Annotated in this window: 25 protein-coding genes; 15 read left to right on the top strand and 10 right to left on the bottom strand. The window is 56.2% G+C overall.

Features of this window, described 5'->3' with window-relative positions; genetic code table 11:
* From E3E42_RS07060 to E3E42_RS07025, 8 genes are all read right to left on the bottom strand, one after another.
* Positions 1 to 1,261 (bottom strand): cache domain-containing protein (locus E3E42_RS07060; RefSeq protein ID WP_167903594.1); only part of this gene is annotated, 1,261 nt, incomplete at its 3' end.
* A gap of 29 nt (positions 1,262 to 1,290) precedes the next feature.
* Positions 1,291 to 1,779 carry a chemotaxis protein CheD gene (locus tag E3E42_RS07055; RefSeq protein ID WP_167903593.1) on the bottom strand — a complete coding sequence of 163 codons (489 nt, stop codon included), beginning with the start codon at positions 1,777 to 1,779 and terminating at the stop codon, positions 1,291 to 1,293.
* Between the two features lie 3 nt (positions 1,780 to 1,782).
* A complete protein-coding gene (locus tag E3E42_RS07050) occupies positions 1,783 to 2,490 on the bottom strand; it encodes a chemotaxis protein CheC (protein ID WP_167903592.1) in 708 nt (235 codons plus the stop codon).
* On the bottom strand, positions 2,487 to 3,119 hold the full coding sequence (locus tag E3E42_RS07045) for a chemotaxis protein CheC (protein ID WP_167903591.1): 633 nt from the start codon (positions 3,117 to 3,119) through the stop codon (positions 2,487 to 2,489). The genes E3E42_RS07050 and E3E42_RS07045 overlap by 4 nt, the downstream gene beginning before the upstream one ends.
* Positions 3,109 to 5,454 carry a chemotaxis protein CheW gene (locus tag E3E42_RS07040; protein ID WP_167903590.1) on the bottom strand — a complete coding sequence of 782 codons (2,346 nt, stop codon included), beginning with the start codon at positions 5,452 to 5,454 and terminating at the stop codon, positions 3,109 to 3,111. Before E3E42_RS07040 ends, E3E42_RS07045 begins: the two co-directional genes overlap by 11 nt.
* Positions 5,426 to 6,538, bottom strand: a complete 1,113-nt coding sequence (locus E3E42_RS07035) for a chemotaxis response regulator protein-glutamate methylesterase (RefSeq protein ID WP_167903589.1) — start codon at positions 6,536 to 6,538, stop codon at positions 5,426 to 5,428. Before E3E42_RS07035 ends, E3E42_RS07040 begins: the two co-directional genes overlap by 29 nt.
* Positions 6,539 to 6,550: 12 nt before the next feature.
* Complete coding sequence (locus E3E42_RS07030) at positions 6,551 to 6,913, bottom strand: response regulator (protein ID WP_167903588.1); 363 nt, start codon at positions 6,911 to 6,913, stop codon at positions 6,551 to 6,553.
* Entirely contained in the window at positions 6,888 to 7,751 is an 864-nt protein-coding gene (locus tag E3E42_RS07025; protein WP_167903587.1) for a protein-glutamate O-methyltransferase CheR, read from the bottom strand. Before E3E42_RS07025 ends, E3E42_RS07030 begins: the two co-directional genes overlap by 26 nt.
* Before the next feature lie 242 nt (positions 7,752 to 7,993).
* On the opposite strand from E3E42_RS07025, the gene E3E42_RS07020 reads away from it, so the two are divergent.
* Positions 7,994 to 9,220 carry a methyl-accepting chemotaxis protein gene (locus E3E42_RS07020; RefSeq protein WP_370519623.1) on the top strand — a complete coding sequence of 409 codons (1,227 nt, stop codon included), beginning with the start codon at positions 7,994 to 7,996 and terminating at the stop codon, positions 9,218 to 9,220.
* Positions 9,221 to 9,225: 5 nt separating this feature from the next.
* Positions 9,226 to 9,666: a chemotaxis protein CheW gene (locus E3E42_RS07015; RefSeq protein WP_167903586.1), complete on the top strand. Its 441-nt coding sequence runs from the start codon at positions 9,226 to 9,228 to the stop codon at positions 9,664 to 9,666.
* Between the two features lie 9 nt (positions 9,667 to 9,675).
* Here the strand turns inward: E3E42_RS07015 and E3E42_RS07010 are convergent, their stop codons facing one another.
* Positions 9,676 to 10,755, bottom strand: coding sequence for a hypothetical protein (locus E3E42_RS07010; protein WP_167903585.1), 1,080 nt, complete (start codon positions 10,753 to 10,755; stop codon positions 9,676 to 9,678).
* 377 nt (positions 10,756 to 11,132) lie between these two features.
* Between E3E42_RS07010 and E3E42_RS07005 the strand changes: the two genes are divergently transcribed.
* Both E3E42_RS07005 and E3E42_RS07000 read left to right on the top strand, forming a co-directional pair.
* Positions 11,133 to 11,462: a helix-turn-helix domain-containing protein gene (locus E3E42_RS07005; protein ID WP_058939671.1), complete on the top strand. Its 330-nt coding sequence runs from the start codon at positions 11,133 to 11,135 to the stop codon at positions 11,460 to 11,462.
* Between the two features lie 11 nt (positions 11,463 to 11,473).
* Positions 11,474 to 12,427, top strand: a complete 954-nt coding sequence (locus tag E3E42_RS07000; protein WP_167903584.1) for a class I SAM-dependent methyltransferase — start codon at positions 11,474 to 11,476, stop codon at positions 12,425 to 12,427.
* A 100-nt stretch (positions 12,428 to 12,527) separates the two neighbouring features.
* On the opposite strand, the gene E3E42_RS06995 is transcribed toward E3E42_RS07000, so the two are convergent.
* Complete coding sequence (locus E3E42_RS06995) at positions 12,528 to 16,082, bottom strand: CARDB domain-containing protein (RefSeq protein ID WP_240913663.1); 3,555 nt, start codon at positions 16,080 to 16,082, stop codon at positions 12,528 to 12,530.
* A 185-nt stretch (positions 16,083 to 16,267) separates the two neighbouring features.
* On the opposite strand from E3E42_RS06995, the gene E3E42_RS06990 reads away from it, so the two are divergent.
* Genes E3E42_RS06990 through E3E42_RS06940 form a run of 11 tightly spaced genes read left to right on the top strand, consistent with a single transcriptional unit; the run spans position 16,268 to position 25,536 of the window.
* A complete protein-coding gene (locus tag E3E42_RS06990) occupies positions 16,268 to 16,951 on the top strand; it encodes a flagellin (RefSeq protein WP_167903582.1) in 684 nt (227 codons plus the stop codon).
* Positions 16,952 to 16,987: 36 nt separating this feature from the next.
* A complete protein-coding gene (locus E3E42_RS12195; protein WP_167903581.1) occupies positions 16,988 to 18,028 on the top strand; it encodes an archaellin/type IV pilin N-terminal domain-containing protein in 1,041 nt (346 codons plus the stop codon).
* A 35-nt stretch (positions 18,029 to 18,063) separates the two neighbouring features.
* Positions 18,064 to 18,792 (top strand): flagellin, encoded by a 729-nt coding sequence (locus tag E3E42_RS06980; protein WP_167903580.1) that lies wholly within the window; start codon positions 18,064 to 18,066, stop codon positions 18,790 to 18,792.
* 55 nt (positions 18,793 to 18,847) lie between these two features.
* Positions 18,848 to 19,513, top strand: coding sequence for a flagellin (locus E3E42_RS06975; RefSeq protein ID WP_167903579.1), 666 nt, complete (start codon positions 18,848 to 18,850; stop codon positions 19,511 to 19,513).
* 9 nt (positions 19,514 to 19,522) lie between these two features.
* A complete protein-coding gene (locus tag E3E42_RS06970; protein WP_167903578.1) occupies positions 19,523 to 20,305 on the top strand; it encodes a flagellin in 783 nt (260 codons plus the stop codon).
* 13 nt (positions 20,306 to 20,318) lie between these two features.
* The gene (locus E3E42_RS06965) at positions 20,319 to 20,798 is read left to right on the top strand and encodes a flagella accessory protein C (RefSeq protein WP_058939666.1); all 480 of its coding nucleotides are present in this window, start codon (positions 20,319 to 20,321) and stop codon (positions 20,796 to 20,798) included.
* Between the two features lie 3 nt (positions 20,799 to 20,801).
* Positions 20,802 to 22,166 carry a FlaD/FlaE family flagellar protein gene (locus tag E3E42_RS06960; RefSeq protein WP_370519622.1) on the top strand — a complete coding sequence of 455 codons (1,365 nt, stop codon included), beginning with the start codon at positions 20,802 to 20,804 and terminating at the stop codon, positions 22,164 to 22,166.
* Positions 22,167 to 22,193: 27 nt separating this feature from the next.
* The gene (locus tag E3E42_RS06955; protein ID WP_167903577.1) at positions 22,194 to 22,670 is read left to right on the top strand and encodes a flagellar protein; all 477 of its coding nucleotides are present in this window, start codon (positions 22,194 to 22,196) and stop codon (positions 22,668 to 22,670) included.
* Positions 22,670 to 23,149, top strand: coding sequence for a flagellar protein G (locus tag E3E42_RS06950; protein ID WP_167903576.1), 480 nt, complete (start codon positions 22,670 to 22,672; stop codon positions 23,147 to 23,149). Before E3E42_RS06955 ends, E3E42_RS06950 begins: the two co-directional genes overlap by 1 nt.
* Before the next feature lie 49 nt (positions 23,150 to 23,198).
* Complete coding sequence (locus tag E3E42_RS06945) at positions 23,199 to 23,897, top strand: ATPase domain-containing protein (protein WP_167903683.1); 699 nt, start codon at positions 23,199 to 23,201, stop codon at positions 23,895 to 23,897.
* A 1-nt stretch (position 23,898) separates the two neighbouring features.
* Positions 23,899 to 25,536 carry a type II/IV secretion system ATPase subunit gene (locus tag E3E42_RS06940; protein WP_167903575.1) on the top strand — a complete coding sequence of 546 codons (1,638 nt, stop codon included), beginning with the start codon at positions 23,899 to 23,901 and terminating at the stop codon, positions 25,534 to 25,536.
* The last annotated feature ends 11 nt before the right edge of the window (positions 25,537 to 25,547 follow it).

Here is a 25,547-nt window from a genome sequence, read left to right as displayed (position 1 = left end):
CTCTGGCTTCGACGGTTAGTCCGTTGCTTAAGTCGCCTTCGGCGAGGCGTTCGAGTTTTTCGCCTATGGTGTTGAGTGTTCCTACGAGGTCTTTTCCTACGGCTTCGAAGGCTTTTATGAGGGCTCCTATTTCGTCGTCTTCGATGTAGTGGATTTGGTTGAGTTGTTTGTTGACGTCGCTTAATCTTCCCTCGGCGAGGGCTTGCGCAACATTCCTAAGCTCCTCAAGCGGCCTGAGTGAGTTTGACACCATCTTGTACGAGACTCCTATGAGCGCCGCTGAGATTGCGAGAATGAGGATGCTGAGCATGAGGGCGGAATTCGCGGTGGTCTTCTTGGTGTCCTCTATGACTTTGATCACTCCGGCGCTTACCTCGCTGACCGGGACCTTGGCAAAGACGTACCACCCGGTGCTGGGTATCTTGACGCCGGCCGCAACAGCCTGGACCCCGTTGAATGTGTACGTCACGACGTCCCTGTCTTTGCCGCCCTTCACGATATCCGCGATCGGCTTGAGGCTCGGCTCGTTGAAGACGTTGAGGTTCATTATGTAGTCGTGATTCGGGTGCATGTATATGGTTCCGTCCGTTCCAACGACGTAGGCGTAGCCGGTGTCGCCGATGGTGACCCCGTCTATCCTCTTCGTCAGGGTATCGATGAAAACGTCCAGTCCGATGACACCGACGAGCCTGCCGTTGTAGTGAACGGGAATTGCGTAGGTAATAACCCACTTCCCACTTGAGGCGTCCTGGTACGGCTCGCTCCACGTCGGGCCGTTCCTCTTAACGGCCTCCTGGTACCACGGCCTGACCCTCGGGTCGTAACCCTCGGGAAGTTCCTGTTTGGGATATATGAACATGTTGCCATTCGCATCGCCAAAATATACTGCGCTGAGGGAGGACTCGGAGTCGGCTATGACCGCGAAGTGCTCCATGAGAAGCGGCCGGAGTTTGTCGGCGTAGCCGGGATCGCCGAAGTCTATTCCATCCAGCTGGAGCTGTTTCAGGGACAGCTCAACGGAGCCTTTAGTGACACTGCCGAGGGATTCCACGGTGCTGAAGAATCCCTGGAACTCCGTGGCTATGGCGGTGGCCTGGGCCATTACGGCCTCCTGGGCCTGTTCCTCCACAACCGGTGCCATCTTTGTTCCGATCAGTTTGGCTGTATTGTTGCCGGTGTACAGCATCATTCCTCCCGCTATCACTGTTACCAGCAAGAGCGCCACAACCACGATGCCTATTACCTTTTTCTTAAACTCCATCCGTAACCCTCCCGACGTTTCTCAGGTTGTCAGTACACCCTCTCAGTTATCTGTCCGTTGGAGACGCGCCTCATTCTAACCTTGCCAGTGGATAGGTCGAGATAAATCGTCCTTCCGCCTTTCCCGCCGGTATCCTCTGCCACTATCTTTATCCCGTGCCGTTTAAGCTCTCTTTTTGCGACTTCGACGTTTCTCTTGCCTATCATGAGTTTCTCCGTGGTGACGTTTGTGAACATGTGGGCGCCGCCGAATATCTTGGCCTCAGCGCGTCGGGGGTTCCCTCCCATCTTCCGGATGTCGGATATGAGGAGTTCAAGCCCGGTATCCACGTACTTCGCCGGATTTCCCTTGTTGCCGTAGTAGCTCGCCTCCGGCAGGAGGGCGTGGAGCAGACCGCCTACCTTCGTCAGGCGGTCGTAGAGGGTTATGCCAACGCAGCTACCCAGGCCGTAGGTGCTGATTATTCCGGCCTTTTTGCCCACGGCGTAATCTCCGATCCCAACCTTTCTCTCCCCCAAGACTCAACCCTCGCCGGAACCGTTTTCCTCGGGGTCGGTATTCATCCCCGCTTCCGCCCCCTCGCTCCCGGGGATGTCCCCCTTCGTTCCAATGCTTTCTATCTGGGCTTCGAGTCTGCTCACAAGCTTGTCAAAGGCATCTTTGGTTGGAACCAGGTAAAAGAAGCTCTCCACGTCGGTGTTGGCCTGGTAGAACCTTGTCTTGAACGCCAGCACCTCGGTGACATCCCTGAGGTCGGGTCTTGCCAGCTCCATCTCGGCATCGTACAGGCTCTCCACGGGTTTGGGCGGGCTGAGCGAGACGGGTTCTCCGATGAGCTGGGCGAGTATATCGGTGTAGACGGAGATAAGTATGTTGCCTATCTCCATGATGGCGGAGCGTCCCATCTCGTCCATGCCCTCGTCCTCCGGGTCCATTCCGAGCAGGAGCGATACCAGCGCCCTGACGCTCTTCTTCGGGAACTGGAGTATTGTGAGGCCGCTCAGTCCTTCCGTTATGTCGAACATCACGACGAAGCTGTCCCGAATACCCCTGCTGGCGATCATCGCCAGAAACTTTGCCCGCGGCAGTACCTCCACCGTTGGGGGTTCCATCTCAATCTCGCCTATCATGTTTGAGAGTGCCGTAAGCGCGTGGCTCATCGCTATGTTCGACGCTTCCCTAAATATGTCCTGATACCACTCCGACGACCAGCTCTTGTGCTCGCTCATGCAAATCCCCCCAGAAGGGTTTCGATAATCTTCTTCATGGAAGCGGGGTGGGGCAGTATCATGAAGTGCTCCTTGAATTGGACTGTTTCCATGTGGATGGTGGTCTTTAAGAGCATGGTGTAATCGCAGTACTGGCCGATATCTGCGAGTGCGAAGTCCAGTATCGCAGGGGTGAAGTCAACCGCTATATCTGGCGGTGTCTGGTCTATCCCCTCCCCGAGGAATTCACTGAGGGCGTTGGCGAAGGCGGAGATCAGGATGTTGCCTGCCTCCATGACTGCGGACCGCACCATCTCGTCGAACTCCGCCGTTGAACCCGGAGGCATTCCTGTCATTAAGTCAAACATCCTGAGTGCATCCTCAAAATCCAGAAAGAAGAAGGCGTGGCCATCAAAGCCACCGCTGAGTCCGATGTAGACAGCCACCTTTACGTCCTCTCCCACCCTTTCAGGCACGCTCTTGATGGATACTATCTCTATTTCCGGTACGGTAATGTTGACGGTTAGACCCGTCATCTCGCTGAGGACATCCGCGGCCTTGGAAGCACCTATGTTGAAGGTTTCGACCAGCGCGCTCTTGGCGAACTCATCGAGGTCTTTGATGTACTCCCCGTAGTTCTCAGAGTCCACCCCTACCACCACCGAGCAGTCCGTTTATCTCAATGATTAAAACAACACTACCGTCTCCGAGTATAGTGGCGCCGGCGAAGCCGCTGATGTGGGAGAGCATCTTTCCGAGGCTCTTGATGACTATGTCCTTCTTGTGGAGGAGCTTGTCAACGCCGACTGCGACCTTCTGTGCGCCGAGGTCTATTATTATCGCCGGGAACTCGTCCTTCTCAGGAACCGGCAGTCCAAAGAGTTCGTGGAGCATTATGACGGGTATTATCTCGCCGCGGAGCACTATTACCTCCTTGCCGCCTATGCTCCTCAGGTTCTCACGCCTGATCTCTATGCTCTCGAGTATGTTGTTTATCGGAACCGCGTAGACCTCTCCCCGGACCTCAATGAGCAGCGCCTGGATGATGGCCATGCTCACAGGCAGCTTTAGAACGAACGTACTCCCCTTCCCAACCTTGCTCTGGACGGATATGCTTCCGTTGAGGCTCTTGACGACGTCCTTGACGACGTCCATGCCAACGCCCCTTCCGGAGACGTCCGTTACCTGCTCTTTGGTGCTGAACCCTGGAAGGAATATCAGGTTTATTGCCTCCTCGTCGCTCATCTCCATGGCCTGCTCGGGGGTGATGAGGCCCTTCTCCAGCGCCTTCCTCTTTATCTTCTCGGGATCGATGCCACGACCGTCGTCCTTTACTATGATCTCAACGTGGCTTCTCTCACGCCTGGCAATGAGTTCGAGCCTGCCCGCGCGTGGCTTTCCAAGCTTTTCCCTCTCCTCCGGCGCCTCTATTCCGTGGTCTATGGCGTTCCTCAGGAGATGGACGAGAACATCACCGAGTTTGTCGAGTATCGTTCTGTCCACCTCTATATCCGCGCCCTCTATGACAAACTCGACCTCCTTGCCCATCTTTCTCGCCAGCTCGCGAACCATACGCGGGAACTTGTTGAAGACTTCCGCCACCGGCGTGAGGCGCATCTCCATGATCTCGTCCTGAAGCTCGGTGAGGAGCCTTGAGAGGGTTGAGAGGGTCTCCAGGAGTTCCCTGTCGCCGAGCCTCTCCGCTATCTGCTCCAGCCTGCCCTTCGTGATGACCAGCTCACCGACGAGGTTCATCAGCCTGTCCAGATGGCCGACGTCGACCTTGATTATCTTGGAGACCTTCACCTTGGGGGTCGAGGGAGGTTTCTTCTTTTTGGGGGTCTTGGTTTCCGTAGTGCTGGGAGCTTTTTCTTTTGATGGGCTCTCCTGGACGGGCCTTTGGGCATCGATGACATCGCCCTCGGTGATTTCAACGTCCTGAACATCGGGATGCTTGAGAACCGTCTTGGATATCTCCTCCTGAGAAACGTTCGAGACGAGCAGAACCCTGAAATAGTGCCCGTCGATTAGCTCTCCGTTCTGAATCGCAATGGGGTCGGGGATGGTTCTCTGAACGTCCCCTATCTTTTGAAGATCCTGGAGGACCAGATACGAGCGCACCCCTTTGAGGGGGGCGTCTTTCTGCACGTACACTGTGACCGTGTACGTTTTCGCACCCTCGCCTGCGGCCTGTCCCTGCACCTCGACCTCGGCATCCTTGACCTCGGGATGCCGGGTCACGATAGTTTTTATCTTCTCGGGGCTCTCTTCGGTCGCGATTACGAATTCAAGTACATCCACATCGGCTTTTCCGTCTTCAATGACGCTCCGATCGGGGGTGGTCTCGAGGACTTCGCCGATGCCTTCCAGGTCGGAGAGTATCAGGAATCCCCTGATGCCCCTCAGCTGGGCGTCTTTGTGGAAGTGGACTCTAACACGGTATACCCTGCCCGGGATGCTTCCCTCAGGGGCCTCACTCCCGGGGGCTTCGCCTCCTCCCTCGCTCTCCTCCCCTGTGGGAGGTTCCGCAGGGGGTGCCGCCTCCTCTGCGGGGCCACTCTCGCGTTTGGCACCTTCTCCTCCGCCAAAGAACCTCTCCGCCTTGGCGAACAGCTCCTCTACGTCAAAATCTCCCTCGTTGCCGTTCTCCTCTATGCTGTCGACCATTGCCTCAATGGCGTCGAGAAACTCCAGAAGTACGTCGATGAGTCCAGGCGTCGGCTCCACCTTTCCGCTCCTCACGAGGTCAAAGAGGTTCTCCATCTTGTGGGCAACCTCGCTGAGCTTCATGAAGCCCATCGTGGCGGCCGTGCCCTTTAGTGTGTGGGCATCGCGGAAAATCTGGTCTATCATGGCCTTCTTCTCTTCCTCGCTGCCCCCGTCCCTGACGATTTTCTCCAGCGTTAGTATGGCGTTGCTCAGGCTGTCTATCCTATCCCTCGCGTCGGCGAGGAACTCATCTAGATACTGCGAAAGATCTTCCACCGGCACCACCCCGGTTAACTTTGTTTACTGCCATCACCACAGTCTCGGCGATTTTATCCAGGGGGACGACATGGTCCACCATGCCGGTCTCTATGGCTGCCTTGGGCATTCCGAAGATTATTGAGGTTTCCCTGTCCTGCGCTATCGTGATGCCCCCTTTCTTCTTGATGGCAATGATTCCCTGGGCACCGTCCTTGCCCATTCCGGTCATGACGACACCGACCGTCCTGCGCCCGAACACCTCCGCGGCGGTTATCATCATGGGGTCGGCGGCAGGCCGCACGCCGTGTATTTTCGGTTTCTTGTTGAGCGTTATGACGGGCTTTCCTGCCCTCATCTGCACCTCCATGTGGTAATCCCCGGGCGCCACGTAGGCCTTCCCTTCCTCTATTGTATCCCCGTCCTCCGCCTCTTTGACGTCTATCCTGCTCAGACTGTCGAGTCTCTTCGCAAAGGACTTTGTGAATCCGGGTGGCATGTGCTGGACGAGCAGTATCGCGGCTTTCAGGTTCTCGGGGAATTTTGGAAAGATCCTCAGCAGAGATTGCGGGCCCCCTGTGGAGGACGCTATGGTGACAACGGTCTTTGCCGGGACACTGGGTTTTCTGGTTTTGACCTTCTGTGACCTGAGCAGTCTCATTCTTCTGAGCTCCAGGAACCGTCTTGGAACTCTGGCGGCCTCTTTGATCTTCGCCGTTATCTCGTCCCGCATCTCTTTCATGTTGATGGAGATGGAGGAGCTCGGCTTGGGAATGAAGTCTATCGCCCCGTACTCCAGGGCTTTGATGGTGGCCTCGGCGCCCTCCTGGGTCAGGGCGCTCACCATTATGACCGGGAGGGGGGTCTGCTTCATTATAACCCGGAGGGCGTCGAGGCCGTTCATCTTGGGCATTTCAATGTCAAGCGTCACGACGTCCGGCCTGTGGAGCTTTGCCAGACTGATGGCCTCAATACCGTCCCTGGCTTCGCAGCAGACCTCCAGCTCGGGATCCGAATTTATGATGTCCCGGAGTATCTTTCTCATGAACGCGGAGTCGTCGACGACCAGTACCCGGATTTTTCGAGAGGGGGAGCTCAGTGGCATCAAAATCCACCCTCAGCTGGACAGTACTCTGGCTATCTCCTCGAGCACCTTGGGGGCCTGGAACGGCTTGACTATGTACCCCGAAGCCCCTGCCTTGAGGGCCTCCATGACCTTTCCTTCCTGCCCCACCGCGGTGATCATTATTATCTTGGCGTTGGGGTCGAGCTTCTTTATCTCCTGAACCGCCGTAATGCCGTCCATCTCTGGCATGACAATGTCCATGGTGACCACGTCCGGCTTCAGTTCCTGGTACTTCTGGACCGCTTCCTTTCCGTTGCCTGCCTCCCCAACGACCTGGTGGCCGCCCTGGGTCAGTATCTTCTTCAGCAACATGCGCATGAAAGCGGCATCATCCACCACCAAAACCTTTGCCATGTTTTTTCACCTCCAGATTTTTGCGATAGATCCTTGCAACGAGGTCATACAACCTAAACATCCTGGCGGCATTGCCGAGGATCGTCTCGGTCTTGCCGAGTACGAGATACCCGTGATCCTCCAGCGAATCATAAAGTTTGGCAAATATCTCCTCTTGGGCGTCCCTTTTTATGTATATGAGCACGTTGCGGATGAATATAATATCGAACCCCTTCGGGTACGTGGTGCTGAAGAGGTTGAACTGCCGGAACTTGACCAGGCGTTTTATCTTCGGTGAGACCCTGTACCGCTCGTCGCTTACGCGGGTGAAGTACTTCGGTATCATGCTCCTGGGTATCTGCTTCTCAATGACATCCACGGGGTATTCTCCCTTCATGGCCACCGACAGGGCCTCCCTGTCTATGTCCGTCGCCAGTATGCTGACCCGGAATCCGTCGAGGTTTTCGCCCAGCGTCTCGTACAGTGTCATGGCGATCGAGTACGGCTCCTGTCCCGTTGAGCAGGCCGCACTCCATATCTTGAGGGAATTGCTGTGAATCTCCCGCTTGTACTCGACCAGCTCGGGCAGGATTTTCTTTTCGAGGGTTTTCCAGACCACCGGGTCTCTGAAGAACTCCGTGACGTTGATGGCCACGGTCAGCAGGAGCTCGTCGAGCTCGCTCCTGTTTGCCTTTATAAGTCTGTAGTACTCGGTGTAGCTTGCGATTCCCAGTTTCCTCATCCTTGCCCGTATGCGTCTCACGAGGTACGTGTCCTTGTAGGCGTCACTACTAACTTTGAGGTGGCGGAACAGCTCCCGCTTGATCCTTATATAGCCGGGATCCTTAACATCCATCATTTACCTCACGCATCCGTTGGGGGGTCTCCCAGGTGTTGGACTGGATATTGCAGACTCCACAAAAGCCTTGCGCTTTTGGCATAAAAAATCTTTGTGTGTAGATGGTTGTGTAGGTGCATAGGTATATTGTTACGACTTCCCCGGTTATTATTGTAACGCGTATTAAGGGTTATTACCTACATGCGAAACTCTTTTATCTCCCTGTCTCCATGGTTAAATAGTGCTGCTGGGAGGTGTGGCCAGTGAACCGCATCGTTGCCATAACGGCAGTTGGCTCAATCCCTCTGATAACCCTCGCCGGCACCCTGGTGGCTCCATCCGTGGGTCTCATTCTGGGTCTGGGTGCATCCGCAATCGTTGGCGCGTACGTCTCAAAAACGAGGGATAACTCCCTCCGGATTCTCGGGGCGGTTGAGGACATCCTGGAGGGAAGACATCCCGATGTAGGGGGCATCGATGAGGAAATTGCAGCCCGTCTCATCTCCATCGAACACAAGGCTGAGGCCCTAAGAAAACGCAGGGTGACTGTTTCACAGCCCTGTTCCTTCGAGGGGATGGATACCGCCCTGAAAAATCTTGAGAACGTCCGGGAAAAGATTTCCTCCCTCCTCCCCATGTTGGAGATGGATGCCTCGGCGGATCCCGATTCCCTGGCCAGTCTGGTGGAGAGGGAGCGCTCCAGCATCGCCGAGCTGGGGGACTACATCCAGACCCTCACCGCGGGGATAGAGGAGATGAACACGCAGGCCCAGGCGCTGACCGACTACGCCCTCGAAACTGCTGACATGGCCGAGAGGGGTAAGAAGATTTCCGACAACGTTGCCCTGAACGTGGCCAGCATAACAGAGGTTAACCAGGACATGGAGCGGGCGGTCTCCATTCTCGTCGAGCACTCCAAGCGCATCGGGGAGATAGTTGAGGTCATAGGGGGCATCGCTGACCAGACCAACCTTCTGGCACTCAACGCCGCCATTGAGGCCGCCAGGAGCGGGGAGCACGGCAGGGGCTTCGCGGTTGTTGCAGAGAACATCCGTGAGCTCGCCGACCAGTCCAAGAAGTCCACCGACCAGATAACCGAACTCATCAGGGATATGCAGGAGAGCATAGACACCGTCGTCAGCTCCATCAAACAGGAGTTCCGTGTCACGGAGGAAATAAAGGATGCCGTTCAGGAACTCATAGCCGCCTTTGACGACATCGCCAGGCGCGCCAATGAGACCGCGGGCATGATAAAAGACCTCTCGGACAGCATAGACGGACAGGCCCAGTCGGTGCAGATGCTCATGGACACCATAGACGGTGTTTACGCCATCCAGAACGACATCTCGGACGTGATGCTGCCCCTCGTGGACTTCCTCTCAACGCTCCAGCTGCGTTTGGATGAAATACGAAAGGGTCTTAAGGCCCTTGAGGAATCTATAGACGAATCCAGAACCCTGCTGGAAAACGTTAGGAGTGCCCGGAGGTGAGGTGAATGGCCGAAATTCAGGTAGTGGCTTTTATGGTTGGAAACGAGGAGTTCTGTCTGGATATCTCGAAGGTCAGGGAAATCAAGGAAATGATGCCCATAACGCGCGTGCCCAACTCCCCGGACTTCGTTGAGGGCGTCATAAACCTCCGCGGTCAGATCACCACCGTCGTCAACCTCAAGAAACTCCTCGGGTATTACGACATGGACGAGGACCTTTCCACGAAGAAGATAATCATCGCGGAGGTTAAGGACGAGATTATCGGCATTATAGTCGACTCCGTCTCGGACGTCATAACCCTGACCGACGACCAGATCGACCAGCCACCCAAGACCCTCACAAGCCGCGTGGACATCCGCTACATAAAGGGCATAGCGAAGATAAACGATGGAGAGAGGCTCCTCATAATGGTCGACCTTGACAAACTCCTGGGGGAGGAGTTCTAATCCCGGGACTCACAGCAGGTTCAGCTCTTTCAGCAGGTCTTCAACGTCCCGGTCTTTCGTGTCTTCCGTCTCCTCTTTCTCCGCGCCGAGCTTCAGCATGAGCCTCTGGACCTGTTCTTCCAGCTTCTGCAGCTCCTCGAACTGGTGCCGCAGCTTTTCGTAGAATTCCTTCTCAACCGGGGTTACCGGTATCGGCTCCTGGAGTCCCTCTGCTATCCTGTCCAGCTCCCCTGCCAGCTCGTAGACCGCCCGGTGGATGTAAATAAAGCTCTTCTCCGGGTTCAGCTCTTTCTCCTTGCCGTCCCTCACAACCCTCATTGGCAGATCGAGGCGCTTCACGCGAACCACTATCTCGTTGAAAGTGGAGTAAACGCTCTCATCCGGAACCGAGACAACCGCGAGTTTGCGGAGGTTCTTGAGGAGTTCTATGAGGTTCTCTTTCAACCCCCGGAACTCCCTCTGCCCCTGCCCGGTGAGCACGTAGACCTTGGCTATATCCCGCATTGAGAGGAGGGCCCGTTTCGCCTCGGCCATTCCATCCTTGAGCTTCTCCGGCTGAAGCGTCACGGCGGCCGTTATAATCTCCAGGAACTCCTCAACTTCGGACTGCTTCCGTCTCTCAATGACGTCCTCCAGGTGTTCTATCTCCTCCTCAAGCTCCGCCAGAATCTCCCTTTTAAGCTCCTCCTTAAGCTCGTCCTTTGTGGCCATCACCGCGTCTTCCAGCTCCTCCACCCTGCGCCCAGTTCTGTCCAGCTCCCTCTTCAGGCTGCCGATTTCGTAGTCCACCCTGGTTTCGAGCTTCTGGAGGTCCCTGAGCCCCTTTTCCACTCCCCTGAGCTTCTTCTGGAGTTCGTTCAGCTTCTGGATGAACTCCCCGCGTACGTCCTCCTCCCCGGAAGAAACGTTGGTTCGAACCTCCCGGATCTCCGATTCAAGCTCCTCTTTGAGCTTTGAGAATTTTGACTCCAGCTCCCCGAGTTCTTCCTTCAGCTCGAAGTGCCTGGCCAGAACTTTGCTGGTGACGTCTTTGACGTAATACGCCAGAACCACTGCGACCGCCGCGGTGATTGTCACTTCGACCAGCATTACTCTCACCTGACTTCAACGTACTCCAATTTGTTTCGATGGTATTTAAGATTTTATGAATGTTCTCCGGCTGGAGGGGGCGAAAACCTTTGTCCGGATTGCCGTCTGTTGGATAATTTTCAATCAATTGGATTCTTTGTCCGTTAGCCCGATTTATACAATTTTTGGGTGGGGATTCTACAAATGGGGCAAATTTATGCGGAATTATACCCAGGGATAAACCAAAAACGTTATATATTCTACAACTCACATCTAATATACGGGGCTACAACCATCCCCTGCACATGGAGGCATTGATATCCAGAGGGGTTTCAGTGGCTGCCTTGCTATAATCACAGTGATTGATCCTGGAACCACCGACTTTGGGAGGGGGGAGTATGGACACAGTAATCGTGGATCCGCAGGTGTTGCGCTCCCTTCATCGTAGCGAACTCAGGAAGAAGATACTGATGTACCTGAGCGAAATATATCCGTCAGCGACGTACCTTTCTGAGATCGCCAGGGTCGTCAGTTCTGATCCATCCAACGTTAGGGGGGCACTGGTTGGTTTGGGTAACAGGTACAACGGAGAGAGTTCCCTTGTTTACCTGGGTCTTGTGGAGGAAGTCTCAAACAATGGCTTTAAGTACTACCGTCTGACGGACTACGGTAAAAAGGTCGTGGATTATCTTAAGGAGTACTATCGCTACTACCGGAGGTTCATGTGAGGTGTGGTGCCATGAATCCCGCCGATATCGTCGATGCCAACATCGAGCAGATGGTCAAGTTTTCCGTGCTCCAGATAATCGGACTCGGAACAAAGCACGGCATATTTCCTCTGCTCTCCAGGGCCCCAACGGTGCAGGAGCTGGTTGACCACGTGGGCCTGCCCAACAGGCGCCTTCTTCTGGACTTTATCGACACGCTGGAGCGCCTGGGAATAGTGGCCGAAAAGGGCGGCAGGCTTCACCTCAACGGCTTTACGTACACCGTGCATGTCCCAGGTGAGAGGTACGACCTCCTGATTCATGACTGGGTGCCCGTTCTGGAGGAGATATACCGCATGGTTGACTACGCTTTCATAACCCCGGTCCATCCGCACGTTCTCATGGACTTCGATAAGGACGCCGACTTCTGGGACATGCGCATGAGCACCCGTTTCTCCGCGGTGTACCGCAACGCCATGGCCCAGGCCGCTGGCCTAAGGCCGGGTATGCACGTGCTCGACATCGGTTGCGGCTCGGTGTCTCCTGTCCAGTTCGCCGAGATGATAGGCTACAATGGCTTCTATCTGGGAATCGACTACTCTCCGGCGCTTCTGGAGATAGCGAGGGCCAGGGTGGAGATGAAAAACCTGCCCGTTGAGCTGAAGGAGATGGACGCAAAGCTCATCCGTCCGGTTAACGAGTACGACGTGGTCCTCATGAGCTTCGTCCTTGAGTACGCCAAGGATAGGGAGAGGGTTCTCAGGGGTGCCCTTGAGACGCTCAAGTCCGGTGGGAAGATGGTGGTGCTTGAGCCGTTCAGGGACGCCTTTGCCCACATTCAGGCCCTCGAGTTCTTTGAGAGCCTCAACAAGGACTTCATTGGCTTCCCCTCTGCGGCGGAGATCAGGGACGTTATCCTGGAGGAGGGCTTCGATGTCGAGATAACCCGGCCCGCCAGGAGCATAATGGTCATCAGAAAGAGATGAGAACTTTCCTTTTCTGTTTCTAATTTCCGATAGCTTCGGGTTCTAAGCCCTCAGGTTCTCAAAAATTTCGGAAAACCTGAAAAATTGGGGCTTGAGGCCCTCATCCGAGGGCCTCTTCCAGTATCCTGACGGCCTTCAGCATCTCCAGGTACGCCCTCCTGAGCGGGGCGAGTATCTGCGGGTTGTTGAGGTTCTGGAGCACCGGGCCGAACTCCTCCGCCTTTTCGTAGTACTCCTCGGCCAGCTTCCTGTGCTCCAGGGCCGCGGTTAGGGTCTCATTGTCCACGCCCTTCCGCAGGGACTCGTTGTACAGCTCCTCAAACCTCTTCGAAAGCATGTGGTAGTACATGTAGCCGATGTAGTTCATACGTGTGACCGCTGTGCCCTTGCTCACCTTCGGCGCGGGGGTGACCCGAACCTCAGCGGACAGTTCGTTGTTTGTCTCGTTGCTCTCGACGATGGCGTCATCTCCGTCTGCGGTGGCCCTGAGGATGTAGGTGCCGCTCTTGTCCGGCGTCCACGTGAACTTCACCGTCTTCTCCTCTCCGGCGCCGATCCCGCTGACCCTCTCGGTCTTCACGAGGGTGTCGTTTGCGTAGAGGGACACCGTGAACTCCCCATCAACGGCCCCGCCATTGTTGACCAGGGTCACGCTCACCTCTGTCTCCTTCCCGGCCACAGCGTTCTCCGCGCTTATCCCGACCACCCTCAGGTCCGGCAGCATGACGCCCAGGCTGTACTCGCTGAGGTGGCTCACGTTGGCCCAGGCGTAGTTGTGTACCGGGTCCCTTCCGAAGCCGAAGACCGTTATGTTGCCGTAGGGCGAGTTGTCAGGAATTGTCTCTCCGACGTGCTTGCTGAGGTCAATCCACTCGCTTCCGTTCCAGTAGAGGAGCGTCACGGCGTTCTCGCTTATGCCGAGCCTCCTGAGCATCTCGTCGCTGTAGGTCAGGTTGAGGATTACCCACGAGTACTCTACCGTCCCGTTGGTCTCGACCTTAACGTACTTGAGGTCTTCGTAGCCTTTGGCCGTCATCTTCACCCTCGCGCTCTCGTTCTCAACGGCCGAGGCGACGGTGATGTTCATGGCAACACTCTCGTTTTGGGCTGGGGCAACCACTATCCGGGTCTGGTTGGCCACGTTGAGCTCGTGGGTCTCGTTGGCGGTGAGGTTGAGCTCCCTCGTCTCGACGGCTTTGCCGTAGAAGTTGACCAGCCTGGTCGAGACGTGGCCGGCTTCATCAACCGCCGTAACGTTCAGGATGTAGTCTTCGAGGCCCCTTACGGTGAAGTTGAACCTGTGCACGAACCCGCTCGTCGATACGTTGAAGCTTTCCGCCCTGATGATGTCGGTCACGTTCGTTATCGTGAAGTTGACCTGCCTGAGCTTTCCATCGTCCCTCACGTCTATGTAAACCGTCACGTTCTTTCCTACCTCCTGAACCTCCGGCGTTACGTCCGCGGTAATCGCCGGCGGAAGGACGTCAGCCTCGTTTCTGACAATTAGGTTCCAGTTAATGTCAAAGAGGGATCCCCTGTCGCTCACAAAGCCGAACTTGATGATGAGCCATTCCGGTCCTCCCAGCGGGAGGTTCCCTACCTCTATCCTGGCGACTCCGCTTCCGTTCTCATCTGTGAACCCTACCCCGTAGTGCCTCTGGCCGTTTGAGTCGTAGGAGTAGTAGAACACGCCCCTTCCCGGGAGCTTTATCGGAACCTCGAGCTCCCCACCGCTGTAGGTCGCGCTGTCCGGGAGCTCAAGCCCGCCCGTCACGTAGTAAACCCTCTCGGTGCTGTGGCTTCCCGCCCCGCAGGAGGTCCCATGTGGCTCCTTGAGGCAGAGCCAGTGGTTGGGGAGGATCTTGAACATGTAAACCCCGGCGCTTATGTTGCCCGGAATCGTGGCGTTCGTCGAGTTGACGTAGACGGATGTGACGTTCCCGATGTAGTACCAGTCAAAGGACTGGCCGAACTCGACCACCGTTGGGGTCGTCAGGTTCGGGTAATACCTCCAGTCGCTGTCGGGTTCAACGTTTATCCTGACCCCGTCGGAGGTGATGTTGACGAAGACCCTGCCCCTTGGCGTGTCAACGGTCCTGTCCGCGTACGCTCCCGACCTGTGGATGACGAGAACCTCCGGGTGCCTGTCCCAGACCATGTCGGGCAGTCTCTCCGAAGGAACCGGAATGCTGGCGCTGAACCTGCCATCCTCCCCGGTCTTCACGGCCTTAACGCCCCAGGGGGTGAATATGTGCACGGTCTCGTTGACGAGACCCCTGTAAAACTCCTCCCACTCAAAGAACCAGTCCTTGGTCTTGTTCTTGAGGTCGCCACTGACCATTATGACGTCTCCTGTCTCGAGCCCTATCTCCGGGCTGTAGGTGAGGTTAACCCAGGCGTCGGCCCAGACGCTCGGCCTTAGGGTGTAAACTCTGGCCACTGCGTTTCCAATCCTGATTTCGCCGTAGTAGGCCCACTCAGGGACCTTTATCCTCTTGAGGACGCTCTTGGTGCCGTTGAAGGTCACGAGGGTGGTATTGGTTTCCCCGTCCCAGACGTCCCAGCTCGTGAACCTCCAGCCGTACCAGGTGACGGTCATGTTATAGGTTCCCTCTCTGGTCGTGTTGACGACGAATGAGATGCTCTGCCCGGGCTCGGCGAGCACCCTGTCTGGAGTTATCGTGAATATTAGCGGCGTCTCGTTGCCGTTGCCCCCATTCGTGGGTGCCTGAGCGGGCCTCTCGACCCATATTGTGTGGCTCGGCCCCCTGCCCAGCTCCACAGAGACAGTCAGATGGTCACATTCGGGGACGGTTACCGTGAAGTTACCGTAGCCGTTCTCGATTTCGATGGTGAATCTGTCAACGGTTTCCTCGGTGCCGTTGAAGGAGATAGTCTTAACCGTGACGTTTCCACTGTAGGGGGTGTTTCTTCCGGCGTCCAGGGCCAGGATGTGAACCGTCACGTTCTGGCCGACGTATGCCCTGTCCGGTGCCATGAGCTTGGCGAGGATTACCCTGCTGCGAACCTCAAAGTATGAAGCCGTCCTGCCGTCAAATAGTATCGAACCAGTTCCGGTCTCGTTGAACTGAAGGCTGAGCCTGAGCTTTCCACCGGTGACGTTGATGGGACGGCTCTCAACCGCTCTGTCGTTGAAGAGCACCGTCACGTTGACGGTTCCGCTGTAGGGCGTGAAAAGGTACGGAGTTACGAGGTTCCACTCGACGGTGTATGCCCTGTTGACCTGGAGCTCGAGGTCTTTCTCGATGAAAAGGTACTCGGGGACGGCTTTAACGTCAATCCACGTGCCCGTTGAGACCTCACCGTAGAGGGCCCTGACTTCATAGCCACCTTCCTCAGTGAACGTCAGGTTCAGGCTCGCGAAGCCGTCCCCGTTGGTGGTGACGTTGTAGAGCCTGTCCTCGACCTCGATGGTTACCGTTGCGTTCGCTACTCCACCCTCGCCGGGCTTCCAGAGCACGACCGCAATCGTCACCGTCTGGTTGGGGGCGACGAGTCTGCCTGACGGCCAGAGGAAGAGCTGGACGTTGCTGGCCTCGCTGTATGCGTAACTCACACCCATGACGGTGGGGATACCACTGCCGAGGAGCAACAGTATCAATCCCAGCACTATTGCCCTCTGCCTTCCTCCCATGGGAATCACCGTAACCTTATGCCCTTGTCCCCTTTATATACCTTGGCGATGGTTCGTCGGGGCCATCGTGGTCAGTACCTACACATGTACCTACACAACCACCTACACTACTAAGAACAAAAAAGGCCTTTATATTTACACAACGTAATCCCCAGCGCAAAGAACCCCCAGGGGGTGCATGGAGAATGAAAGCCAGGACAAGGAAAGGTGCGGTTGGTATTGGGACCTTGATAGTTTTCATTGCCATGGTGCTGGTTGCCGCTGTTGCGGCGGCCGTGCTGATCAACACGAGCGGCTTCCTGCAGCAGAAGGCTTCCAGCACGGGCAGGGAGACCACCCAGGAGGTTGCCAGCGGCATACAGGTCGAGAGGGTTGTTGGTAAGGCGAACGGTAGCCTTGAATACATCCAGCAGCTTGCCATCTACGTCAGCCCGAACGCCGGCAGCGCCGGAATTGACCTCAGTAGCACCAAGCTTGTTCTCAGCAACGGTGTTCTTGAGGCTGTTCTGAAGTACAAAGGTGGCCCCAGCGAGACTAACGACGCTTTCACCACAGGCCCTGTTGCGGACATCTTTGACACCACCCAAACCGCGTGGAGTAACATAGTAAACAACGCCACCGAGTTTGGTATCATAGTCCTCCAGGACTCCGACAGTAGCCTCAGCGACGACTACCCGACCCTCAGCCAGGGAGATCTCGTTGTCCTCACCGTCAAGGTTGGAACCGACCAGAATACCGGTGTCTTTGGCTACGGTATTAAGCCGGGAATCAAGATAACCGGTCAGGTCGTTCCGGAGTTCGGCGCTCCCGGTGTTATAGAGTTCACCACCCCGAGCACCTACACTGAGGCCGTTATGGAGCTCCAGTGATTTCCTTTCCAAATTTATTTGAGGAGGTGAGAGGCCATGTTTGGGAGACTGAAGAAGAGAGGTGCCGTGGGTATCGGTACCCTGATAGTTTTCATTGCCATGGTGCTGGTAGCTGCAGTGGCCGCTGCAGTGCTCATCAACACCAGCGGCTACCTGCAGCAGAAGGCTTCCAGCACGGGCAGGGAGACCACCCAGGAGGTTGCCAGTGGAATACAGGTTGCCAAGGTCGTCGGCTATGACCCATACGACCCGCCGGCCAGCGGCAGGATAACCAAGCTCGCCGTCTACGTCAGCCCGAACGCCGGCAGCGCCGGAATTGACCTCAGCAAGACCAAGATTGTCCTTAGTGACGGTGACTCCCAGGCTATATTCAACTACAGGACCGACGCCTTCAACTGGACCAGCTACATAGCCACGTACCTCCAGCTCAACGACACTAGCAAGTACATAACCTTCTATAATACTGCCAACAACAGGTGGGTCAAGGTCATCGCTAACTTCACGGGCGCCGTCAATGTTGTTTACGACGGCACCGCTGGTCTTTACAATGTGACACTCAGCAATGCAACGATAGCTGGTGGAACAATCGGTAACAACAATGTTACCATCTACTACGATCCTACCAGCAGTACCACCGTCACTATCCAGGTCGATCCTAACCTCAACGCCTTCGCCGGGTACGCACACGATGCTGGAGTTGTGGGCAACATCTTTAGTGCCACCCTCAACGCATGGAAGAACATAACTGCCCCGACCAGCTTTGGCCTTATCGCCCTTCAGGACAGTGACGGCTCTGTGAAGGCTGACTACCCGACCCTCAACAAGGGAGACCTCGTCGCCATGACCCTTTTCGTCGGCGACACGACCTACTTTGACGTGGGTACTGCGACTGTAACGATAACCGACGGTACCAATTCAGACAGTGCAGACAAGATAGGTGTTTCAGCGGTCTTCGGCAAGGGCTTCCAGCCGAGGCAGAAGATAACCGGCAAGGTCGTCCCGGAGTTCGGTGCCCCGGGCATCATCGAGTTCACCACTCCAACGAGCTTCACCAGCAACGTTATCAGCCTGCAGTGATGCCCTTTCCAAATTTATCTGAGGAGGTGGTGTGAATGTTCGGTAGGAAGAGGAAAGGTGCCGTTGGGATTGGTACCCTGATCGTGTTCATAGCCATGGTGCTGGTTGCAGCAGTGGCCGCCGCGGTGCTCATCAACACGAGCGGTTACCTCCAGCAGAAGAGCCAGGCCACTGGGAGGCAGACCACCAACGAGGTCGCGAGCGGAGTAAAGGTTGAAAGCGTCGTTGGCTACTCCCCGTACGACGGCACCACCTACAAAGACATAAGCAAGCTCGCCATCTACGTTTCCCCGAACGCCGGCAGCGCCGGCATCGACATGAAGAAGGTTCGCGTCGTCCTCAGCGACGGAACCAAGGAGGCAACGCTGAACTACGACCCCAACGCCGGTGACGTGTTCTCAGTTGGTATGCCCGACAACGTCTTTGCAGATGATACCGCCAATACCTATGACAGTGACCAGTACATCAACTGGGCAAACCTCAGCAGCACCAACTTCGGAATTATCGTCGTCCAGGATAGCGACGGCTCTCTCAAGCAGTCCACCCCGACCCTCACCAAGGGAGACCTCGCGATAATCGCGGTCAGGGTTGGAAACATAAAGAACGACGGAACTACCACTTACGCCACTAGCGGTGTGTTCGGAACCGGTATCCAGCCCAACACCAAGATTATCGGCCGTGTTGTCCCAGAGTTCGGCGCCCCCGGCGTCATCGAGTTCACCACTCCCAGCACCTACACCGAGAGCGTCATGGAGCTCCAGTGAAGCCCAGCGCTTCTCTTTCCCTTTCGTTCTTTGAGAATTTTCAGGAGGTGGTGCTATGCGGAGGGGAGCAATAGGCATCGGCACGCTCATAGTCTTCATCGCAATGGTCCTCGTGGCAGCGGTTGCAGCGGGTGTCATCATAGGAACAGCGGGCTACCTCGAGCAGAAGGCCCAGGCCGCCGGGAGGCAGACCACCCAGGAAGTTGCGAGCGGCCTTAAGGTCATCAACATCTACGGCTACACCAACGCGACCCCGCCGAGCAAGGGGACGATAAGCAGGATGGCGGTATTCATAGCCCCCAACTCCGGCAGTGAGGGAATCGACCTCAGCAACGTCAAAATAGTCCTGAGCGACGGCATCAAGCTCGTGGTCTACAACTACAGCGGCATACTCTACAAGGGTGTCGTCGATGACCTCTTCAACAGCACGGAGATAGCGAGCAAAATCTGGGACAACACCAGCTTTGCCGACACCAGCTTTGCCATAGTGGTCATCCACGACGGCGCGAGCGAGATGGACGTGAACCACCCGAACCTCGAGTGGGGCGACATGGTGGCGCTCCTCGTGAAGACCACAGTATTTAAGGCAGAGAACGGCGAGAAAGGTATAGGCCCCGCCACCAAGATGGTCGGAAAGGTCATACCCGAGGTTGGTGCCGCGGGAGTTATAGACTTCACGACCCCCGCGACGTATAACTACAACGTGATGGTGCTCCAGTGAGGTGAGAACATGAGGCGCGGTGCCATCGGTATTGGAACGCTCATCGTCTTCATTGCAATGGTGCTGGTAGCTGCAGTGGCCGCGGGAGTGCTCATCAGCACCAGCGGCTACCTCCAGCAGAAGGCCATGGCCACCGGAAGGCAGACCACCCAGGAGGTTGCCAGTGGCATAAAGGTGATGAACGTCTACGGCTACACCCCGGCCGACCCGCCCGGAAGCGGCAAGATAACCAGGATGGTCATCTACGTTTCCCCGAACGCGGGAAGCGGCGGCATAGACCTCGCCCACGTCAAGGTCGTCCTCAGCGACGGAAAGAGGATGGCGGTCTACAGGTACGTTGACCCGCAGGGGGACGGTATCAGTGCGAATTACTTCCTCTACTCCGGTGACGTCAGCAACGTGTTCCCAGAGGTTGAGAACTCTACAGGGGGCATCTCACCTACACCTTCACTTACCGAGCTGACTGGAACTAATAATGATCTAAACACCCTCTGGAAGAACCTCTACAACGCCACAGTCGGAGACAAGATGCTCTTCGGCATCGTCGTCGTCGCCGATGCCGACCAGAGCCTCAGCGGCAGCTGGCAGCACCCGACCCTCAGCTGGGGCGACATAGCGGGCATAGCCATCTGGACTATACCGTTCGACAGCGATAATACGCCTACCAACGGCTACGGCATCGGCCCCGGCACCAAGGTCACGGGCAAGGTCATACCCGAGAACGGTGCGGGTGGTGTCATAGACTTCACCTCGCCGAGCACGTACACCGACAACCTGATGGAGCTCCAGTGAGGGGGTGGCGTAGGTGGCGCTGGATTTCCTTTCATCATTATTCAAGAAAAAGCCCAAGGAGGAGGCCACCCCTGAGGCAGTGGAGCCCGTCTTTGAGGAGGAGCTTGAGGAGCGCGTGGAGAACAGGGAGGAGAACGAGCAGCTGACCCAGGTGCTGGAGCGCGTCAACGAGATCGAGAACGACATCCCGAGGATAAAGATAAGCATCGACACCCTCAAGAAGCAGATTCAGGAGCTCCGCGACGACATCGACAGGCTCGACAAGACCATCAAGGACGTCATGATGCTCTACGAGGTCATCAGCCAGGAGATAAACCCCTTCAAGGAGCAGATGGGTCAGGAGAACCCGCTCACCAGTGAGATTCAGGACCTCAGAAAGGAACTGGAAGACTTAAAGCTGGAGATAGCGCAGTTGAAGAACGACATTAAGGTGCTCGCCGGTTACGGTGTTGACCTTGACTCGATAATCTACGAGGTGCTCGCGGAGGTGTGAGGCGTGGAGATGACAAGGCTGGTCACGGAGGCCGACATAAACGCCAAGCTCGCGGAGCTCAAGGGCAGGGTTCCAACGGTGGTCATCAACGACCTCAGGGAGAAGCTCATCGCCAGGAAGGAGAATCTGACCTACGACCAGCTCGACAAGATCGTTCAGAAGGTGCTCGACACCTACGGAAGTCAGGCGACCAAATACGAGCAGCTCAACAAACGCGTCGATGAGCTGGGCAAGAGGCTCACCGACCTCGGCCTCCAGCTTGGAAGGCTCGTTGAGGCTCTGGAGTCGGCCAAGTTTGACGTCCAGGAGAAGAAGGCCGAAACGGTCTCCAGGAAGGTTGAGGAAGTCCACGAGAAGATCGAGAAGCTCGAGGGGCTCCTCGAAGAGGAGGAGAAGGAGGAGGTTCCGGAGGAGCTGACCCAGAAGCTCGACGAGCTTCAGGAGAAGGTGGAGGAGATAGCCGAGAAGGTGGAGGCACAGACCGCCGCCGAAAAACTCGAAGAAGCCCAGGAGAAGCTTGAGGAGCTTCAGGAGAAGATAGAGGCCGGGGAAGCCGTTTCGGAAGAGGAGCTCAGGGCCGCTGAGGAGGCCGTCGCGGAGGCCGAAACCGCCGCCGAGGAGGCCATCCTTGAAGTGCCGCCCGAGGAAGAGGCGGAGGAGGCAGTTGAGGAGGCACCGGTGGAAGAGGTTCCCGAGGTCACCGTTGAGGAAGAAATCGAGGAACTCCCCGAGGAGGGAGTCGAGACCATCGAGGTCGAAGAGGCCCCGATTGAGGAACTCCCGGAGGAGGCTCACGAGGAGCTTGAAGCGCCCGAAGGTGTTGAAGAGGCCGCCCCTGAGGCGGTGGAGACCGAAGAGGTTGAAGCCCTTGAAGAGGTTCCTGCTCACGAGATTGAAATTGAGGAAGAATCTGTTGAAAAGGAGGAAGGTGGTGTTAAGATGGCTGAGAAGTTCCAGATTCCGGAGGACATCGCAAGCCTGCTCTTCGAGGAGGAGCCGAGGAAGGCCAGGCTGGAGAAACTGCCCGATGACATCGTCTCCACAATGATTGCACTCAAGTGGCTCGGGTTCCTCATCGACAGGGTCGGCATCCAGAACCTCGAGCGCGTCCTTGAGTTCTACTACGAGATAGGCTGGATAAGCGAGGGGGTCCTCAACAACCTCCTGCACTACGCCAAGGGCACCAGGCCGCACCACAGGGATCCCGAGTGGAAGCCGGCGGAGAAGCTCACCGTTCAGGACCACCTCATAAGCCTTCTCTTCATCGAGAGGCTCAGGGGACTCAGGATAAACAGGAACGTCCTCGACAAGCTCGAAAGGGAAATCAAAATGCTGGAGAAGACCCTCGACGAGTTCTACGGCATCTGAAGCACTGAGAAGAATGGGGGGCGGCCTATGGGGTTCAGCGTATCGGCGAGCGCTGCGATCATCTTTATTTCCTTTTTAATAGCGGCCAGCACCCTCTACACGGCGTGGGACAGCAGCTACTCCAATGTTCAGGCCGCCCAGGAGGGTTGGTACGAGCTGAGCCTTTCCAGACTTCACTTCAATCTCAATAATGTCGGTGTCACTGCTTCCGGTACCTCCGATGTTAATGTCACCTTTAGATACCTCGGTCAGTCCATATCTGGTGGAATAACAATCCTCCATAATGGGGGTTATGTGTCGACTGTGGACCTGGGATATCTGATTCCCGGTAACGATTACACCGTAACGGTTGCCAGCGGTGCCGATACGAGCGGGAACCTCAACTACGTCCTGCTGGGCTTTGACAACGGGTGCACCCTGCTCGTGAGTTACCACTATGACACGACCAACTCGAACTACGTGGTGGATGGTTATGCAATCCAGTGCCCAACGGAGGTGAGCTGATGGCCGCAGGAGGGCCGGCGAGCGAGCTCATACTGTTCATAGTTGCAGTTATCGTCGCGGGCAGTGTCGCCGGCGGTCTCGCCTACGTGACCACCGACATAGCCCACGGCATGAACGACAGGGGTGCCATGCTGGCCGACCAGCTGAGGACGGACTTCGCTATAATAAACGACCCGAACAACATCCCGGTGAGTGGAACCGGGCCGTACACATACACGTTTTACATAAAAAACATTGGAAAGGAGCCCATTGCATTTACCCCCGACGCCGTCCAGGTGTTCATAGATGGATCGCTCATCCCTGCGGCCAACCTCACGTTCACCGACGTTAATGGGGCTTCGATAAGTTCACTCGACGCCTACGAGGTTGGTGTGATAAAGGTCACCCTGGGTACCGCCCTGACGTCGGGGGACTACTACACCGTTACCGTGGTCCTCGAGAACGGCAAGAAGCGCAGCCTGGTCTTCAAAGCCCCGTAAAAACTGTAGTATTCGCCGGATAAAATAACGCGAGACGGTGGTGGTCATCTTGGTCGAGGAACTCCTCAAGATCGAGCTCAAGGGCGATGAACTGCACCGGCGTCTCGGTGGCGGCATCCCCGCCGGGACGATTATGCTCATCGAGGGAGACAGGGGTAGCGGTAAGTCCATCTTCGTCCAGCGCCTCCTCTACGGCTTTCTCATGAACGGCTACACCGCCAGCTACATCTCCAGCCAGTACACCACGGTTGAGTACATCAAGCAGATGGAGTCCCTCGGCTACGATATAATCCCTTTTCTAATCAGGAAGAAGCTCATGTTTGTCTCCCTGTACCCCCTTCTCACCGGTGTCAGTGAGAAAAGGAAGTTCCTCAGCAGGTTGTTTGGCGAGCCCAGGCTGTGGGAGCCCGATGTAATGATAATTGATTCGTTCTCATCTCTCCTCTCCCGCGAGCAGGAGCCGAGTGCGGTTAGGGATTTTCTGCTGTACGTCAAGAAAATGGCCTCCCTGGATAAGGTCATCATCCTCACCGCGAACACGGAGGAGATAGACAGGGACTCACTCTTCGTCCTTGAGGAAGCTGCAAGCATGCTCGTCCGTCTGAGCGTCAAGGTGTTCGGTGGTGACCTGAAGAACTCGGCCACGATAGTCAAGTACAACAACGCCAAGGGACTGTTTCAGAAGATTATCCCGTTCCGTGTCGAGCCGAAGGTCGGGCTGATAGTAGAGATTGCGGCGGTGGTGTGACATGGCGCAGGTGGTCAGCGACACCCTTGAGGAGGCAATGGCGAGAAACCCCCACCTTAGAAAGTACGTTGATCAGTTCAGGAGGAAGTACGGAAAGCTTCCGGAGTTTCATCCTCAGCTCACCAGGGACATGAAGGACATAATGTACCCCAACATCCTCTACCCGGTAGGTGACCCCATCTTCATCCACATCTACGGGGACATGACGACCGACAAGAAGTACATCGTCATCGAGCCCCGCATCGAGAACCGCGAGGAAGAGCAGAAGTACAACCGGATCAGGGACAAAATCCTGGAGCTCGCGCCGACCAGGGATATTCCCGAGGAGCAGGAAGAGTTTGAGCGCTTTCTGGATGCCCTCTTTGATGAAGCCGTGCTCGCGCTGGTTAAATCGGGTAAGGGCGGTTTAATGGGCAGGGGTCAGAAGTTTCTGATCACCAAGGAGGAGATGGAGAAGTTCCGCTACCTAATCAAGCGCGACATCATCGGTATCGGCCCGCTTGAGCCCATCGCCCGCGACCCCTACATCGAGGATATCCACATCATCGGCGCCAACAACATCTCCCTCGTCCACAAGATATTCGAGATGATGCCGACCAACATAACCTTCGGCGACGATGTCAAGCTCGCGGACTACTTCAAGAACATTGCCGAGCGTATTGGAAGGCCGATCAGCGACAGGACGCCGATAGTTGACGGTGCCCTCCCCGACGGCTCGCGTATCAACATCATCTACTCCCCGGACATCTCCATCAAGGGTCCGAGCGCCACCATCCGTAAGTTCTCGGCAACCCCCATCAGCATCGTTCAGCTCATTTCATGGGGAACGCTGAGCGCCGAGGTTGCCGCCTATCTCTGGATAGCCCTTGAGTACGGTATGAGTGTTTTTGTCTGTGGTGAGACCGCTTCCGGTAAGACCACCCTGCTCAACTCAATAGTCCCGTTCATCAAGCCTGGATCCAAAATCTACACCGCGGAGGATACCCCCGAGGTTCAGGTGCCGCATCCCACATGGCAGAGACTCATAACCCGTGAGAGAGGTCCCGAGGAGAGCCGTGTTACTCTGTTCGACCTCCTGAAGGCGGCACTGCGTTCAAGGCCGAACTACATCATCGTTGGTGAGATTCGTGGTGCCGAGGGTGCCATCGCATTCCAGGCCATGCAGACCGGCCACCCCGTTATGAGCACCTTCCACGCCGGTGATATCAAGAAGATGATACAGCGTTTCACCGGGCATCCCATCAACGTCCCGATAACCTTCATTGACAACCTCAACATAGCGGTCTTCCAGCAGGCCGTCTACATCAAGGGTAAGTTCCTGAGGAGGACGGTCAACGTCGTCGAGATCGAAGGCTACTACGAGGAGCTCGGCGGTGTCGCTACGAGGAACGTCTTCGAGTGGGACCCCGTGTCGGACAGGCACGTGTTCCGCGGTTTCAACAACTCGTACATCCTTGAAAGGAAGATAGCCGAGATAGCCGGTTACGAGGATCCCAAGGAGATTTACAACGAGCTGTTCCTCCGCGCGAGGATCCTCCAGAGGATGGTCGAGCTGGGCATAACGAACTACTGGGACGTCTACCGCGAGATCAAGGCGTTCTACCAGCGTGGAATCGAGGGCCTGAGCTTCAGAATCTAACGGGGTGATGG

Source organism: Thermococcus sp. JdF3 (assembly GCF_012027495.1).
Lineage (GTDB): Archaea > Methanobacteriota_B > Thermococci > Thermococcales > Thermococcaceae > Thermococcus.
This window is presented reverse-complemented; position numbering and strand designations above follow the sequence as displayed.

Bases quoted from the DNA above. Each gene is read 5' to 3' on its own strand.
- E3E42_RS06950 (WP_167903576.1), top strand. From the start codon at position 22,670: ATGGCCGCAGGAGGGCCGGCGAGCGAGCTCATACTGTTCATAGTTGCA.
- E3E42_RS12195 (WP_167903581.1), top strand. From the start codon at position 16,988: ATGTTTGGGAGACTGAAGAAGAGAGGTGCCGTGGGTATCGGTACCCTG.
- E3E42_RS07015 (WP_167903586.1), top strand. From the start codon at position 9,226: ATGGCCGAAATTCAGGTAGTGGCTTTTATGGTTGGAAACGAGGAGTTC.
- E3E42_RS06940 (WP_167903575.1), top strand. From the start codon at position 23,899: ATGGCGCAGGTGGTCAGCGACACCCTTGAGGAGGCAATGGCGAGAAAC.
- E3E42_RS07025 (WP_167903587.1), bottom strand. From the start codon at position 7,751: ATGATGGATGTTAAGGATCCCGGCTATATAAGGATCAAGCGGGAGCTG.
- E3E42_RS06955 (WP_167903577.1), top strand. From the start codon at position 22,194: ATGGGGTTCAGCGTATCGGCGAGCGCTGCGATCATCTTTATTTCCTTT.
- E3E42_RS06980 (WP_167903580.1), top strand. From the start codon at position 18,064: ATGTTCGGTAGGAAGAGGAAAGGTGCCGTTGGGATTGGTACCCTGATC.
- E3E42_RS07030 (WP_167903588.1), bottom strand. From the start codon at position 6,913: ATGGCAAAGGTTTTGGTGGTGGATGATGCCGCTTTCATGCGCATGTTG.
- E3E42_RS07035 (WP_167903589.1), bottom strand. From the start codon at position 6,538: ATGCCACTGAGCTCCCCCTCTCGAAAAATCCGGGTACTGGTCGTCGAC.
- E3E42_RS07050 (WP_167903592.1), bottom strand. From the start codon at position 2,490: ATGAGCGAGCACAAGAGCTGGTCGTCGGAGTGGTATCAGGACATATTT.
- E3E42_RS06970 (WP_167903578.1), top strand. From the start codon at position 19,523: ATGAGGCGCGGTGCCATCGGTATTGGAACGCTCATCGTCTTCATTGCA.
- E3E42_RS07005 (WP_058939671.1), top strand. From the start codon at position 11,133: ATGGACACAGTAATCGTGGATCCGCAGGTGTTGCGCTCCCTTCATCGT.
- E3E42_RS06995 (WP_240913663.1), bottom strand. From the start codon at position 16,082: ATGGGAGGAAGGCAGAGGGCAATAGTGCTGGGATTGATACTGTTGCTC.
- E3E42_RS07000 (WP_167903584.1), top strand. From the start codon at position 11,474: ATGAATCCCGCCGATATCGTCGATGCCAACATCGAGCAGATGGTCAAG.
- E3E42_RS07010 (WP_167903585.1), bottom strand. From the start codon at position 10,755: ATGCTGGTCGAAGTGACAATCACCGCGGCGGTCGCAGTGGTTCTGGCG.
- E3E42_RS06975 (WP_167903579.1), top strand. From the start codon at position 18,848: ATGCGGAGGGGAGCAATAGGCATCGGCACGCTCATAGTCTTCATCGCA.
- E3E42_RS06990 (WP_167903582.1), top strand. From the start codon at position 16,268: ATGAAAGCCAGGACAAGGAAAGGTGCGGTTGGTATTGGGACCTTGATA.